Origin of the sequence: Melissospora conviva, assembly GCF_049523535.1 — a bacterium.
GTDB lineage: Bacteria > Actinomycetota > Actinomycetes > Mycobacteriales > Micromonosporaceae > Melissospora > Melissospora conviva.
The window spans coordinates 115,149-129,511 of record NZ_JBLLDT010000002.1; the positions used below are offsets into that span (position 1 = coordinate 115,149).

Annotated in this window: 13 protein-coding genes, 1 tRNA gene and 1 pseudogene; 2 read left to right on the forward strand and 13 right to left on the reverse strand. The window is 73.4% G+C overall.

Annotated elements, in window-relative coordinates; genetic code table 11:
• From ACK8GG_RS05695 to ACK8GG_RS05715, 5 genes are all read right to left on the reverse strand, one after another.
• Entirely contained in the window at positions 1-333 is a 333-nt protein-coding gene (locus ACK8GG_RS05695) for a small basic family protein (protein ID WP_440351025.1), read from the reverse strand.
• Entirely contained in the window at positions 333-1,271 is a 939-nt protein-coding gene (locus ACK8GG_RS05700) for a DUF881 domain-containing protein (protein WP_440355748.1), read from the reverse strand. The genes ACK8GG_RS05695 and ACK8GG_RS05700 overlap by 1 nt, the downstream gene beginning before the upstream one ends.
• Positions 1,268-1,906, reverse strand: a complete 639-nt coding sequence (clsA, locus tag ACK8GG_RS05705) for a cardiolipin synthase ClsA (RefSeq protein WP_440355749.1) — start codon at positions 1,904-1,906, stop codon at positions 1,268-1,270. Before clsA ends, ACK8GG_RS05700 begins: the two co-directional genes overlap by 4 nt.
• A 294-nt stretch (positions 1,907-2,200) precedes the next feature.
• Positions 2,201-2,596, reverse strand: a complete 396-nt coding sequence (locus ACK8GG_RS05710) for a DUF2267 domain-containing protein (RefSeq protein ID WP_440351028.1) — start codon at positions 2,594-2,596, stop codon at positions 2,201-2,203.
• Between the two features lie 88 nt (positions 2,597-2,684).
• On the reverse strand, positions 2,685-3,914 hold the full coding sequence (locus ACK8GG_RS05715) for a PP2C family protein-serine/threonine phosphatase (protein ID WP_440355750.1): 1,230 nt from the start codon (positions 3,912-3,914) through the stop codon (positions 2,685-2,687).
• A 129-nt stretch (positions 3,915-4,043) separates the two neighbouring features.
• Between ACK8GG_RS05715 and ACK8GG_RS05720 the strand changes: the two genes are divergently transcribed.
• Positions 4,044-4,253: a phosphatidylethanolamine-binding protein gene (locus tag ACK8GG_RS05720; RefSeq protein ID WP_440351030.1), complete on the forward strand. Its 210-nt coding sequence runs from the start codon at positions 4,044-4,046 to the stop codon at positions 4,251-4,253.
• 224 nt (positions 4,254-4,477) lie between these two features.
• A complete protein-coding gene (locus ACK8GG_RS05725) occupies positions 4,478-5,125 on the forward strand; it encodes an HhH-GDP family DNA glycosylase (protein WP_440353047.1) in 648 nt (215 codons plus the stop codon).
• Between the two features lie 7 nt (positions 5,126-5,132).
• Here ACK8GG_RS05725 and ACK8GG_RS05730 read toward each other — a convergent pair whose 3' ends face one another.
• From ACK8GG_RS05730 to fdh, 8 genes and pseudogenes are all read right to left on the reverse strand, one after another.
• The gene (locus tag ACK8GG_RS05730; protein ID WP_440353046.1) at positions 5,133-5,324 is read right to left on the reverse strand and encodes a hypothetical protein; all 192 of its coding nucleotides are present in this window, start codon (positions 5,322-5,324) and stop codon (positions 5,133-5,135) included.
• A gap of 67 nt (positions 5,325-5,391) precedes the next feature.
• Complete coding sequence (locus ACK8GG_RS05735; RefSeq protein WP_440353045.1) at positions 5,392-5,589, reverse strand: hypothetical protein; 198 nt, start codon at positions 5,587-5,589, stop codon at positions 5,392-5,394.
• 43 nt (positions 5,590-5,632) lie between these two features.
• Positions 5,633-7,384, reverse strand: coding sequence for a selenocysteine-specific translation elongation factor (gene selB, locus ACK8GG_RS05740; protein WP_440353044.1), 1,752 nt, complete (start codon positions 7,382-7,384; stop codon positions 5,633-5,635).
• Between the two features lies 1 nt (position 7,385).
• Positions 7,386-8,693, reverse strand: coding sequence for an L-seryl-tRNA(Sec) selenium transferase (gene selA, locus ACK8GG_RS05745; protein WP_440353043.1), 1,308 nt, complete (start codon positions 8,691-8,693; stop codon positions 7,386-7,388).
• 22 nt (positions 8,694-8,715) lie between these two features.
• Positions 8,716-8,811 (reverse strand) — tRNA-Sec (locus tag ACK8GG_RS05750).
• Between the two features lie 107 nt (positions 8,812-8,918).
• Positions 8,919-10,085, reverse strand: coding sequence for an NrfD/PsrC family molybdoenzyme membrane anchor subunit (gene nrfD / locus ACK8GG_RS05755; protein WP_440355751.1), 1,167 nt, complete (start codon positions 10,083-10,085; stop codon positions 8,919-8,921).
• Positions 10,082-11,053: a 4Fe-4S dicluster domain-containing protein gene (locus ACK8GG_RS05760; RefSeq protein ID WP_440353041.1), complete on the reverse strand. Its 972-nt coding sequence runs from the start codon at positions 11,051-11,053 to the stop codon at positions 10,082-10,084. Before ACK8GG_RS05760 ends, nrfD begins: the two co-directional genes overlap by 4 nt.
• 44 nt (positions 11,054-11,097) lie before the next feature.
• Positions 11,098-14,301, reverse strand: a pseudogene (gene fdh / locus ACK8GG_RS05765) (formate dehydrogenase); the annotation flags it as partial.
• Between the last annotated feature and the right edge of the window lie 62 nt (positions 14,302-14,363).

The window sequence follows — 14,363 nt, forward strand, 5'->3', positions numbered from 1 at the left end:
CTACGCTCTGAACAGGTGTCGGCGGATCGCGGCGACGTTGCCGAAGATGCGGACGCCGAGTACCACCACCACGCCGGTGGAGAGCTGGCCGCCCACACCCAACTGGTCACCGAGGTAGACGATGAGGCCGGCGACGAGGACGTTGGAGATGAACGAGATCACGAACTGCTTGTCGTCGAAGATCCCGTCCAGCTTGGCCCGGATGCCGCCGAAGACCGCGTCCAGCGCCGCCACGACGGCGATCGGCAGGTACGGCAGCAGCGGCGCCGGCACCGCCGGGTCGAGATACAGCCCGAGCACGATGCCGGCCACCAACGCCAGTACCGGGATCATCAGCCACCTCCGGAGGAGCTCGGTCGCGGGCTCGCCCCGATCGGCGGCGAGCCGTTCGCCGCGCCCGACTCCGTGGGATCCGGAGTCACCAGCGGCTCGGCGTAGCGTAACTGCGGCTCAGCGGCGGCCGGCAGGGTGAGGTCGTCGGCGTCGGCGATCTCGAACGAGATGCCGTAGACCTGGACGACTCTGCGCATCACGCCGGCGGTCTCGCTGGCCGAGAACTCGCGCTCCATCTGCCGCGGTCCGATGGCGGTGACCTCGTACGGGCCGGTGACCGGCCGGAAATCGACCAGGATCGTGCCGCCGGCCGACCGGATGGTCGAGGTCGAGGTGAGACGCTGCCCGTTGATCGCGATCGCCTCGGCACCGGCGTTCCAGAGCGCGTTGGCGATCTTCTGCAGATCGATGTCGAGGACGCGGCTGTTGGCGCTCTCGGCGTCCGGGGCGTCGGCGACCCGGACCACGACACCGTCACCGCTGACCCGCCCGAAGCCGGTCACCGCCTCCAGTTCACGCAGCCGGATGGCCTCGGTGTCGGTCAGCGCGGCGGACCGGGCCGCGGAGACCTCCCGGCGCAGCTGTTCGGTGCGGCGGGCAAGATCGTCGGCGTCCTTCTCCCGCTCGTGGATCTGCGCGATCAGTCCGGCCCGGGCCTGGCTGCGGTCGGGCTCCTCGGCGACGGTCTTGCGGTACGCCATCGCGAAGAGCATCCCCGTCACGACCAGAGTGACCAGTGTGAGGGTGCGCAGGGTTCCCCAGCGCCAGGTGCGGGCCTCGCGGTCACCGGAGCGGCCGGCCGCCGCGTCGGCGTAGCCGGGATCCAGCGGGTCCTGAAAGAGCTGGGTGAGGAAATCGGGGGCGTAGTGCCGTTCCGGCTTGCTCGCCGGAGTGCCTTCCGGGTCGCCGGGAGAGCCGGGGTCGACGGGACGGCTCACCGCGACTCCCGCAGGCGCCGCGACTCCCGTACCAGCCGGGTCGCCTGCACCACGTAGAGGGCGCCGGCCACCCAGTACAGCACCAGGCCCCACCACGCGAGGCCCCAGCCGATCGCCATGGCGACGGTGGCCGCCGCGGGCACCGCCGCGGCCAGCAGCAGCACCGGGAAGGCGGCAAGGAGGATGAAGGTGGCGGTCTTGCCGACGTAGTGCACCGGGGGCGGTCCGTGGCCGTGGCGGCGCAGCACCAGCAGCGACCCGAACAGCAGGACCTCCCGGGCGAGCAACGCGGCGGTGAACTGCCAGGGCACCACGTCGCGGAGGGTGAAGGCCACCAGCGTCGCGAGGATGTAGAGCCGGTCGGCGAGTGGGTCGAGCAGCTCCCCGAGCCGGCTGACCTGGTCCATCCGGCGGGCGAGGTAGCCGTCCACCCAGTCGCTGGTGCCGCCGATGGCGAGCACCACCATGGCAGCGAGGTCGGCCCGTGCGCTCAGGAACAGGTAGAGGAAGACCGGTACGCCGATCAGCCGGGCGAAGCTGATCAGGTTGGGGATGGTGAGGATCCGGTCGCCGATGCCCCCTGCTCCGGAACCGCCGGACTGGGAGCGGGTCGTCCTGGACGGCCGACTCGTCACCGCACCTCCCTCTGCAACACCGCTGTGCGGTTCCGGTGCCCGGCGGCGCAGCCACCGCGGCAGGTGGGGAGAGGACCGGTGCCATCTGGCCGGGCCGGCTCCGCTCACCACCGGGTCGTTGCGCCTACTGCCCGGCGGCTCGCCGGCCGGCTGCCGGGGCCGGCTGTGGACCTGAAGCCGCTCTTTCGCGCTGCCACTATATCGGCCCGCTGGCCCGGGACCTGTCTGCCGTGCGCTCGGCCCGGGGTTCGTTTGGTGACGTCGACCTCACGCCGTCCAGACCGTCCTAGGAGGCTAGGTGTCGGAATGATCGCCGTTCTGGCCGAAGAGCGCCGCATAACCGGCGGGCAGCCGGGCCAGCACCGCGTCGAGTTCGGTCGCCGAGACCGCCGCGGCGACCGTACGCAGCACCGCGCGCGCATCGGTCTCGGCGGTCTCCGGTGGCACCCCGGTCGCGATCCCGACTCGCTGGAGGAACTCGTCGGTGCCGATCGGCACCGACGGACCGCCGTCACCGGTCAGCCACATCCCCATCGGCAGCGGCAGCCGGCAGCCGAGCTCTTCGGCATCGGCTTCGTCGAGACGGTGGCCGAGCACCCCCAGCACCGCCTGGGTGACGACCGCGGCCTCGGCCTCGTCGGCGTACCCGCCGCGCCGGCGCACCTGGCCGACGAATTCGTCATAACGCATCGAGGGCCCCCGCCCGCGCGTCCCCTCCTCGAGGATCGCCCGGCGGCGTACCCGTTCCCGGTGCTTTGATGCCGCCTCACGTGGTACATCACGGACAGACGCCGCCGCGACCGCCGTCGGGTTCGGCGCGCGCGGGCCCCAGCCAGTCCAGGCAGACGATCACCGCGTCGTCACGCAGGCCGGAGCCCGCATGGTGTGCGTACATTTCCCGCATGACCGCGCCGACGGCTTCCCCGGCGGGCTGTAACCGGGCCGCCCGCATCGCCCGCGGCATCGCCCGGTCGCCGTACGGCGCACTGGCGCCGGACCCGGCCGAGTGGACCCCGTCGCTGACCACGAAGAGCCGGTCACCCGGTTCGAGGTCGAACTCCTGCTCTTCGTAGCGGGTCTCGGGGAACATCCCCAGCGGCATCTGCTGCTCGAACTCCAGCGGCCGCACTGTCGTCCCGCGGACCAGCAGCGCCCGCGGCGAACCGGCGTCGACCGCCCGGACCCGTCCGCTGTCCAGGTCCACGTCGAGCAGCAGGGTCGCCACGTGACGCTCTCCGCGGTGGTGGGAGTAGACGGTGTCCGACGCCAGCTCGGCTTGCTCGACGAGGTTGCCGCCGGCCCGGCGGGCGTTGCGCATGGCGTTGACCGTCAGCGACGTCAGCAGCGCCGCGGACAGCCCCCAGCCGTCGCCGTTGAGCACGGTGACAACCAGCCGCCGGTCCTCGACCGACCAGTCGAAATGGTCACCGCCGATCGTGTACGCGGGCTCGAGCTGCCCGGCGAGCCGGTACGTCACACCGGTCAGCGCGCGCCCCGGCAGCAGCTCCCACTGCAGCTCGGCTGCCATGCTGAGCCGCTCCTGCCGGCGGCTGCGCCGGTACCTGTCGGTGCACTGGTCCGCCGCGCGCAACGCCAGCGCCAGTTCGTCGGCGATCAACTGCGCCCGGCGCAGCGTCGGCTCGGCCGGCTCGGGATCGAAGTCGACGCGCAGCACACCGATCCGGTCCCCCCAGATCGTCATCGGCAGGTGCCACCGGCAGCCCCCCTCGGCGAGGAGCTCGACGATCCGGCGCTGGCTGCGGAAACACCGCTGGGAACCGGCGGCGGCACCGTCCATCAGCGAGGTCGGCTTCCCGGCGGAGATCACAGGCCAGAGACCGCTGAGCCGGTAGTCGGCGAGCAGCACCTCCAGCCGGCGCGCGCCGAGCTCGGCGCGGGCGAGGCGGTCTGCGGTCTCGGCCAGCTGGTCCGGGGGCGAGTCGAGAAAAGCCCGGCCGGCCGGAGCGACCACCGGCAGATCACCCTCCGACTGCAACTGTTGCTGCACGGCAAAGACCATACCGGGCGGCGCCCGAGCCCGGTCGGCGGCCGCCCCGCCGTCCGCGGCCGGCGATACCGGCATGACCGCCGTGCCGCCGGGTAGGCGCGGGGCCGGACCAGAACACGGGGAGGCATCATGCCGGGATCACGACCGGGAAGTCACGCGTACGACGTGGAACGCGCCAGGCTGCGCAAGGAGCTGGAGAACTCCGGCCGCGCGGTCGACGAGCACGCCAACGAGGAGGCCAACCGCATCCTCAAGGACGAGCGGGGGCGCCGGGGCGTACTCCGCAGTGACCGGGGACTGGGCCCGAAGGGCGAACGGGGCCCTGGCGAGCCACGCTGACCCGGAGGCGACGAGGAGCATGCGGCGCCGGCCCCTTGCTGTCCTGCACGGTCGGGTTCTTGCCGTTGCGCCGCATCTCCGGCTGCTGGACGTTCGTCACGGATTTCCCCTCTCTCCCGGTCGCGCCGATGGTCGCGGCACGACCCCGCTTCGCGTACCCGGGGCACGGCCGCGCATACGCGGATGCGGCGGATACCGGCGGGCCGGGAGGGTAACCGGTGCCGGTGACCGACGATGCGACGCTCGCCCGCTGCCTGGTGGACCAGGGCGGGCGGACCTACGCCGAAAGCGCGGGGATCACGCTGGCCGACCGGCCACGGCCGCTGTACCAGCTGCTGGTCCTGGCGGAGCTGCTCAGCACCCGCATCCGCGCCGGCATGGCGGTGGCCGCCGCCCGGGAACTCTTCGCCGCCGGCGGTGCGACACCGTCGGGGATGGAACGGCTGAGCTGGCAGCAACGGGTCGACGCGCTCGGCCGGGCCCACTACCGGCGGTACGACGAGAGCACCGCGACCCGGCTCGGGGAGGGCGCGGTGCTCTGCCGGCAGCGCTGGCGCGGCGACCTGCGCCGGCTGCACGCCGAGGCCGGCGCGGATCCGGTGGCGCTGCGGCGGCTGCTCACCGGGTTCCCCGGCATCGGGCCGACCGGCGCTGACATCTTCCTGCGCGAGGTGCAGCGGGTCTGGACCGATCTGCGGCCCTTCGCCGACCGGCGGGTGCTCTCCGGCGCCCGCCGGGTGGGGCTGCCCGCGGATGCGCGCGCGCTGCGCGAACTGGTCTCGGCTGGGCAGTTCGACCGGCTTGTCGCCGCGCTGATCCGGGTCGACCTCGGCGACCTCGTACCGGATGCCTGTGTCCAGCCGGCCCGGTGAGCGGCGCTCAGCTCACCGGGGTGCCACTGTCGCTGGGTCTGGTGAGGTGGTAGACGGCGGCTGCCGCGATCAGCGCCCAGATCAGGACGCCGTTGGAGATCTGGCGGTCCTGGCCCGCCGAGTCGCCGCCGCTGCCGAAGTAGAGCACCGCCAGGCCGGCGGCGACCGCCACGAAGATGCGAAAACGTCGGTTCTTCACCACCGCACGGTAAACCCCGCAAAACGGTCAAATACTACGAACGCCGAGAAAAGTCCAGGTGCACCGCTCAGGCCTTCTCCAGGTCGTCCAGCTCGATGGAGTGCGACATGAGCCACCGGGCCAGCGAGCGCATGCCGAACAGCCAGAGCGGCGCCGACTCCGCCAGCGCGTTCGTGGCGTAGACGGCGAACCGCAGATCCGGGGCCCGGTACGCCTCGATGCGCCACCGGTGGTTCTTGTCCCGCCAGATCGCAGCGGCCTCCATACCTGCTCACGGTAGGCGAGCCGCGGCGTCGGCGGGCCCGGTTTCACGGCCCGCCGAGCGTCCGGGAGTCGTCCGGCAGCCGCCGGGTGACTCCCTGGCGGTCCAGGGTCTCCAACAGCGGGACCGCCACCCGCCGGGAGGTGTCCAGGGCTCGGCGGGCCGCGCTGAGGGTGAAGGGCTGCGGCAGGCCGGCCAGCACCCGAGCCGCCGCCTCGACGGCGTCCGGGGGCAGCACGACATTCTCGGCGACCCGGAAGAGCAGGCCGGAGCGGACGGCGGCGGCGATCTCCCGCGGCCCGAGCCCGAGGGCGGTCAGCAGGTCGCTCTCCGGTGCCCGGAACGGCGCGTGCGCGAAGTCCTGCCGGATCCGCTCGACGGCCCGCAGCACCCCCGCCGGAAGCGGGCTCGGCGTGCCCACCCGGCCGTCGCGCAGCACAAGCGGCGCCGGGACCAGCGGTGCCAGCAGCGCCCGGTCCGGCAGTCCGAGGAGCCGGCAGAGCGTGTCGACCGGCAGCCCGGCGGCGAGGGGGTTCTCCCGCTGGTGCCGGGCCACCTCGGCGGCGAGACGCGCACGCAGGTCGTCGCGGTGCGCGGGATCGACGTACCAGTCCCCGGCCAGCGGCGTCCCCTGCACGGGCACCCCCATCCGGGCCAGGCGCGCACCCTGCACCAGGCGGCGACGGCGCAGCTCGCCGGTGAAGTCGGGGCTGCCGTCCATGGCGGCGAGCAGTTGCGCCCGGGCCGCCGCGGCGCCGCGCCGGCGCAGTGGCGGCGGGTCGACGTCGAGCACGGTGACCCCGCCGGTGACCCGGTGCCGACCCGGGTCGCGCAGCAGTGCCCGGTCACCGACGCGCAGCGGCAGCGCGGTGGCCAGTCGCAGCCGGACGGTGTCCGGTCCGAGAGGGCGTACCCGCACGCCGACCGCGGCCGCGCCGACGTGCAGGGTGAGCTGCGCGGGCAGGTCGGCGGCCGGATCGCCGGCCAGGCGGATGTCGACGCAGTCGCTGCGGTGGAACCGCCCCGGGCTCAGCAGCGCCTCGCCGCGGGCGAGCCGCTGATGTGCGACGCCGCGCAGGTTGAGCGCCACCCGGGCCACCGCCGGCACCTGCGAGCAGGTCCGGCCCAGCGACTGCAGTCCGCGTACCCGGACCCGTTCGCCGCTGCCTGCGATCTCCAGTTCGTCGCCGACGCGCAGCCGCCCCGCGCCGAGGGTTCCGGTGACGACGGTGCCGCTGCCGCGCACGACGAAGCAACGGTCGACCCAGAGCCGTACGGGCGCCGAGGTCGACGGCGCCGGCAGGGCCGCACCGAGCTGGTCCAGCGCGAACCGCAGCTCGTCCAGGCCGGCGCCGGTGGTGCCGCTGACCGCCACCGCCGCCACCTCTCCGAGGCTGGTGGCGGCAATCTCGGCGCGGGCCTGGCGCAGCGCACGACCCGGATCGGCGAGGTCCGTACGGGTCACCGCGAGCAGAGCGTGCCGGACGCCGAGGGCGTGCAGTGCGGCCAGATGCTCGGCTGACTGCGGCATCCAGCCCTCGTCGGCGGCGACCACGATCAGCGCCGCCGGGACCGGACCGACGCCGGCGAGCATGTTCGGCACGAACCGCTCGTGGCCGGGTACGTCGACGAAGGCCACCGTCGCGCCGGAGGGCAGGGTGGTCCAGGCGAAGCCGAGGTCGATGGTCATCCCCCGGCGGCGTTCCTCCGCCCAGCGGTCCGGCTCCATTCCGGTCAGCGCGCGGACCAGGGTGGACTTGCCGTGATCGACGTGCCCGGCCGTGGCGACCACCCACACCTCAGGTCTCCGCGGGCAGGCGCAGCAGGGCGGCGAGCAGGAGCGCGTCCTGTTCCGGCGCGAGGCAGCGCAGGTCGAGCAGGAGACGCCCGCGCACCACCCGGCCGAGAACGGCCGGGTCGGCCCCGCGCAGCGCCGCCGCGTGGGCCGCCGGCAGAGCGAGCGCCCAGGAGTCCAGCTCGACGCCGGGCGCTCCCCCGCCGCCGACGACCGCGGCGCTGGGGACCACCTCGGCCTTGTGCCCGGCCCGCCCCAGCGCCGCGCCGAGGCGCTCGGCCCGCCGGCGGAGCTCGACGGGATCGGCGTGCAGGGCCGCGCGTACCGGCGGGCATGGGTCGGCGAGAGTCGCGGCCAGGGCCGCGAAGGTGAGTTTGTCGACCCGCAGCGCGCGGGCCAGCGGGTGCCGCCGCAGCCGTTCGATCAGATCGGCGCGGCCGAGCAGCAGCCCGGCCTGCGGACCGCCGAGCAGCTTGTCGCCGCTGGCGGTCACCAGGTCGGCGCCGGCAGCGAGGGTGGTGGCGGCGTCCGGTTCGTCGGGCAGCAGCGGATCGGGCCGCAGCAGCCCGGAGCCGATGTCGGCCACCACCGGTACGCCGAGGCCGGCCAGTTGCCGCACCGGCACGGCCGACGTGAAGCCGCAGACCACGAAGTTCGACGGGTGCACCTTGAGGACGAAGCCGGTCTGCGGACCGATCGCCGCCGCGTAGTCGGCCAGGGTGGTGCGGTTGGTGGTGCCGACCTCGCGCAGTCGTGCGCCGGTGCTGACCAGCAGGTCGGGCAGGCGGAACCCGTCGCCGATCTCGACGAGTTCGCCGCGGCTGACGACGATCTCCCGGCCGCCGGCGAGCACCGCGGCGGCCAGTGCCAGCGCGGCGGCGCCGTTGTTGACCACGTGCACGTCACCGGCGGCGGGCACCGCCGCGGCGAGCGCGGCCAGGGCGTCCCGGCCGCGCCGGGCCCGCCGGCCGGTGGCCAGGTCGAGTTCGACATCGGTGTGCCCGGCTGCGGCCACCAGGGCGGCGACGGCGGAGCCCGAGAGCGGGGCCCGGCCCAGGTTGGTGTGGAGCACGACACCAGTGGCATTGAGGACACCACGCCGTCCGCGGTCCTGCGTCAGCAGCCCGGCGGCGGTGTCGGCGACCTGCTCGGGCGGGATCTCACCGCGACGGGCACGCTGCTGCGCCTCGGCGATCACGGACTTGGCGCGGGCGCGGCCGAACCGGTGCACGGCTGCCGCCAGCCGCGGATCGGCGAGCAGCGCGTCGGTACGGGGTATCCGCCGGCGCGGGTCGCTCGCACCGTCGCCCATGGACCGTCCTCACGTCGTCGGGTGGCGGAGGCGGACGGGAATCGAACCCGCCTGGCCCGGATCCCGGACCACACCGGTGTTGAAGACCGGGAGGGGCACCAGCCGCCTGAACGCCTCCAATGGCTTCCGGGGTGCATGCACGCCCATCGAAGCCAACGCCCGCCATGCTATCAAGATCAGTCAGTGCCGGTGGTGGTGTCGACTCTGCAATCCTCGTCGGCCGGCTCATTGAGGAGCAGTGCCGGCAGCCGTCCGGGCATCGCGGCGACGGCGCTGCGGCATCACCGTGTAGCGGGGGTCGCGGGCCGAGGCGACGCCACCTTCGTAGAGTCCGAAGCGGGTCACCACCGAGGCGGCCAGCAGCGCCGCCCCCGACAGCGCCGAGACCGCCCGGCTACGGCGCCCCAGCAGCGCCCCGGCCACCCCGGCCGCGGTGAGCGCCCGCCCGGCGTGGAGCAGCCGACCCGCCCGTGCGGTGCGGTACGGCTCGCTGAGCAGGCCGAGGCGACGCTCGATGCGGTGCGCACCGGCGAGTTCCAGCGCGGCGCCGGCCACCGCCAGCCGGCGGGCCGGGCCGGCCTGCTGCGGCGCGACCGCGATCAGGGCGCTGCCGGCGCCGCTGGCCAGCGCGCTACCGGCGAAGACGAACGGCAGGTACGGGTACGCCTCGTGCCAGGAGGGCACCGCGGTGTCGGCGAGCAGGACGGCGGTGTAGGTCGCCAGCGCCGGCGCGGTGGTGGCCGAGACCAGACCGGCGGCACGGCCCGCGCCGGGCAGCAGCCGCCGGACGAGCCCGAGCGGGCCCCGGCGCGGCAGAAGCGGCGCGGCTTCGGCGATCGCGGCGATGCCGGCCGCCGGGCCGAACACCGACAGGATCCAGGTGCCGACCGACATCGGCGAGGTCGGCTTCGCCACCCGCAGCATGTGGTGGAAGCGCGCCGGGCGGCCCAGGTCGGCGATGAGGAAGTAGGTGCTGGCGCCGATCGCGCCGAGCGCGGTGAGCCGCCCGGCGCGGCGCAGCGCCGTACGGCCGGTCAGGTCGCCGCCAGCGGCCAGCAGCGCCGCCCCGGACGACAGGCCGCCGGTGAAGAGGTACGCCGGGATGTCCCGGGTCCAGACCGGCGCCTTGAGCACCGGCCGACCGTGGTACGAGGTGAACTCCGCCGGCGGCACCGCGGGCTGCTCCCCCCGACCACCGCGGCCACCGCCCCGCCCGCGACCGCCCGCCGACCCGCGGCCCGGGGTGGCACCGGGCCGGCCGCGGAGCGGGTCGCCGGCCGGGTCCCCGCCGGCCGACATCCCGGCCTGGTAGCGGCGGAAGCGGTCGCCGACCCGGTCCGCGTCTCCCCCGGCGCGCTCGCGCCCGGCCGGGTCCTGCGCTGCGCTGCTCACGGTCGACCTCCCACGAAGGCGGCGACGGTGGCCGCCGCCATGGCCAGCGCTGCGAGCCCGGCACGCCGCCACATCTTCGGCAGGTCCCGGGTGGTGACCACCGGGTCCGGCGGAAGACCGTAGACCTCCGGCTCGTCCAGCAGCAGGAAGAACGCCCCGTCACCGCCGACACCGTCGCCCGGGTCATGCCCGTAGAGCTGAGCGGAGCTCACGCCCGCATCCCGCAGGTGCGCCAGCCGTTCGTCGGCGCGCCGTCGCAGCTCGTCGAGTTCGCCGTACTGGATGGACTCCGTCGGGCATGCCTGGGCGCACGCCGGCGTCATGCCCGCGCCGATGCGGTCGTAGCAGAGGGTGCACTTCCAGGCCCGGCCGTCACCGGCCCGCTTGTCGATGACCCCGTACGGGCAGGCCGAGACGCAGTAACCGCAGCCGTTGCAGATGTCCTCCTGCACCACCACCGTGCTGAACTCGGTGCGGAAGAGCGCACCGGTCGGGCAGACGTCCAGGCAGGCCGCCTCGGTGCAGTGCTTGCAGACGTCGGACATCATCAGCCAGCGGAAGTCGGTGCGCGGCGCCGTGCTGTCGCGACCGGGCGGGGCGGCGCCGGGCATGCCGAGGAACTGGGTGCGCCCGGCGGCCGGGGCGGGGGCCGGGGCGGCGGGTTGCTCGATGAAGGCGACGTGCCGCCAGGAGTTCGCGGTCAGGGCGCCGGTGTTGTCGTACGAGAGGCCCAGCAGGTCGAAACCGGTGTCCGGGACGCCGTTCCACTCCTTGCAGGCGACCTCGCAGGCCTTGCAGCCGATGCAGACGCTGGTGTCGGTGAAGAAACCCATTCGCGGCGGCGGATCGGCGTACCCGGCGCGGGCGGCGGGCGAATCGGCGCCGGCAGGGGCCGGGCCACGGTCCGGCGAACCGGCGTGGGCCGTGCGGGCTGAGGGGGTGTCGGCACCGGGGCGCAGGTCGGTCATCGCGGTCTCTCCTGATCGGCGCTCGGCGGACTCCCACCCGGCCCGCCGCTGCGGCGGTGGTACTGCTCTATCAGCGCCCGCAGCGCCGGCCCTCTCGGCCGACGACCCGGCCGCACGTCGCAGGTGCCGACCTTGCTGCTCTGGATCAGCACGTTCGGGTCCAGGGTGATGCCGAAGAGGTCGTTGGCGGAGTCGCCGGTGATCAGCCCCTCCCCACCCCAGTGGTAGGGCAGCCAGACCTGGTGCAGCAACCGGTCCTCGATGCGCAGCGGCCGGATCCGCTCGGTGACCAGCACCCGCGCCTCGACCGCCGAGCGGGCGGTGATCAGATGTGCCCAGCCCAGGTGGGTCAGGCCGCGTTCGGCGGCGAGTGCCGGGGAGACCTCGACGAACATCTCCGGTTGCAGCTCCGCCAGGTACCGCACGTTGCGGCTCATGCCGCCGGCGGTGTGGTGCTCGGTGAGCCGGCTGACCGTGAAAACGTACGGGTAGAGCTGCTCGTCGGCGTGCGGCGGCTCCGGATGGGCGGGATTCACCGGGTGGTCGTAGCGCTTGCGTACCGGGTTGGCCTGGCGGCCGTAGAGGCGGTTGCGTACCGGTGACTCGGCCGGCTCGTAGTGGGTGGGCAGCGGTCCGTCGAGGGCGCCGGTGGGCGCGTACAACCAGCCCTTCCCGTCGGCCTGCATGATGAACGGGTCGTCGCCGGCGATCGCCGCCGGACCGGTGGCGTCCGGGCCGGGACGGTAGTCCGGCGGCTTGGTCACCTCGAAGTCGGGCACGTCCGGCCCGGTCCAGCGCCCGGCCGCCTCGTCCCACCAGATGTAGCGCTTGCGCTCGCTCCACGGCCGGCCCTGCGGATCGGCCGAGGCCCGGTTGTAGAGCATGCGACGGTTCGCCGGCCAGGCCCAGCCCCACTCGGCGGCGACCAGGTCCTGTTCGTGGCGCGATCTGCGGCGGGCGGCCTGGTTGACCCCGTCGGCGTAGACGCCGGTGTAGATCCAGCAGCCGCCGGCGGTGGTGCCGTCGTTCTTCATCTCGGTGAAGGAGCTCAGTGGCCGGCCGGTCGCCACCTCATAGCCGTTGATCTCACGCAGCACCGCCTCGGCGCTCGGCTCGTCGTAGCGGCCGTGGACGGGGTAGTCCCAGGTCAGGTCGAGCAGCGCCCGGTCGCGCGGGTGGGTGGAGCCCGCCAGCCGCTGCCGGATGATCCGTCCGAGGTGGTAGAAGAACCAGAGCTCGGAGCGGCAGTCACCGGACGGGTCGAGGGCCTTCTCACGCCACTGCAGCAGCCGCTGGGTCTGGGTGAAGGTGCCCTCCTTCTCCACATGGGAGGCGGCCGGCAGGAAGAAGACCTCGGTCCTGCACTGTTCCGGGACGATCTCGCCGGTGGCGACCTCCGGGCCGTCCTTCCAGAACGTCGCCGACTCGATCATGAACAGGTCGCGGACCACCAGCCAGTCGAGGTTGGCCATGCCCAGGCGCTGGGCGCGGCCGTGCGCGGAGCCGACAGCCGGGTTCTGCCCGAGCAGGAAATACCCCTTGATCTTGCCGTCGATCATGTTCAGCACCTGCTGATAGGTGCCGTGGTCGCCGGTCAGCCGGGGCAGGTAGTCGTAGCAGAAGTCGTTGTCGGGCGTCGCCGCCTCGCCCCAGTACGCCTTGAGCAGGTTCGCCGCGTACGCGTCGGCGTTGACCCAGAAACCCTTCTGGTCGGGGTGGCGGATGCTGTCGACCCACTCGGCGTACGTCGGATGGTCGGCGTGGTGCGGCATCGGCAGGTAACCCGGCAGCAGGTTGAACAGGGTCGGAATGTCGGTGGAACCCTGGATGCTGGCGTGACCGCGCAGCGCGAGGATGCCGCCGCCCGGGCGGCCGACGTTGCCCAGCAGCAGCTGAATGATCGCGCCGGTGCGGATGTACTGCACGCCGACGGTGTGCTGGGTCCAGCCCACTGAGTAGACCAGCGCCCCGGTGCGCTCCCGGCCGGAGTTGCGCGTCCAGGCCTGCGCCACCTGGTCGAACAGCTCCGCCGGCACCCCGCAGACCTGCTCGACCAGCTCCGGGGTGTAGCGGGCGAAGTGCCGTTTGAGGATCTGGTAGACGCAGCGGGGATGCTGCAGCGTCTCGTCGCGGTCCTTGTCGCTGTCGGTCGGCGGCCCGTGCGATTCCTGCTCAAGCCCGGCGGCGGTCTCCCGCTGCTGCGCGCTGTCCTGCTCGTCGCCCTCGTCCTCCTGGCCCTGGTACTGCCAGCTGGTCTGGTCGTACGTGCCGGTCTCGGGGTCGAAGCCGGAGAAGAGACCGTCGAGCTCCTCGGTGTCGACGAAGTGCTCGCTGACGATGGTCGCCGCGTTGGTGTAGGCGAGCACGTACTCCCGGAAGTCGAGTTCGTTGGCCAGGATGTGACGCACGATGCCGCCGAGGAAGGCGATGTCGGTGCCGGCCCGGATCGGCACGTGCAGGTCGGCCACGGCGCTGGTACGGGTGAACCGCGGGTCGACGTGGATGACCGTGGCACCCCGCTTCTTCGCCTCCATCACCCACTGGAATCCCACCGGATGACACTCGGCCATGTTGGAGCCCTGGATGACGATGACGTCAGAGTTGATCAGATCCTGTTGGAAGTCCGTCGCGCCGCCGCGACCGAAGCTCGTCCCCAGACCGGGAACGGTGGCGGAGTGTCAAATACGGGCCTGGTTCTCGATCTGGATCGCGCCCATCGCGGTGAAGAGCTTCTTGATCAGATAGTTCTCTTCGTTGTCCAGCGTCGCACCGCCCAGGCTGGAGATGCCGAGGGTGCGGTTGAGCGGCCGTCCCTTGTCGTCGCTGGACTCCCAGGTCTGCTCCCGGGCCGCGAGCACCCGGTCGGCGATCATCTCCAGCGCGGTGTCGAGGTCGAGCTCCTCCCAGTCGGTGCCGTACGGGCGGCGGTAGCGGACCTTGGTCTGGCGCCGCTCACTGGTGACGAGGTTCTTGCTCGCCGCGCCCTTCGGGCAGAGCCGGCCGCGGGAGATCGGGCTGTCCGGGTCGCCCTCGATCTGGGTGACCTTGCCGTCGGAGACGTAGACGCGCTGGCCGCAGCCGACCGCGCAGTACGGGCAGACCGAGCGGGCCATCGAGTCGGCCGTGTCGGTACGCGGTGTCAGGCTGCGCGAGCGCGGCGATTGGGCGGCCGCGCCGAGACCGAGCGGGTCGGTACCGGTGAGCTGGCGGTAGACGGGCCAGCCCTGGAGGAACGTGCGCAGGCCCATGAGCGCGGCCCTCCCTCGTCGGCAACGGGTCTGCGTCCACCTTAGGGCAGGAGCCTGCGGGC

Excerpts from the sequence above, each read along its gene's own strand:
- ACK8GG_RS05710 (WP_440351028.1), bottom strand. The coding sequence starts at position 2,596 with ATGCGTTATGACGAATTCGTCGGCCAGGTGCGCCGGCGCGGCGGGTAC.
- ACK8GG_RS05760 (WP_440353041.1), bottom strand. The coding sequence starts at position 11,053 with ATGACCGACCTGCGCCCCGGTGCCGACACCCCCTCAGCCCGCACGGCC.
- ACK8GG_RS05735 (WP_440353045.1), bottom strand. The coding sequence starts at position 5,589 with ATGGAGGCCGCTGCGATCTGGCGGGACAAGAACCACCGGTGGCGCATC.
- ACK8GG_RS05720 (WP_440351030.1), top strand. The coding sequence starts at position 4,044 with ATGCCGGGATCACGACCGGGAAGTCACGCGTACGACGTGGAACGCGCC.
- selA (WP_440353043.1), bottom strand. The coding sequence starts at position 8,693 with ATGGGCGACGGTGCGAGCGACCCGCGCCGGCGGATACCCCGTACCGAC.
- ACK8GG_RS05695 (WP_440351025.1), bottom strand. The coding sequence starts at position 333 with ATGATCCCGGTACTGGCGTTGGTGGCCGGCATCGTGCTCGGGCTGTAT.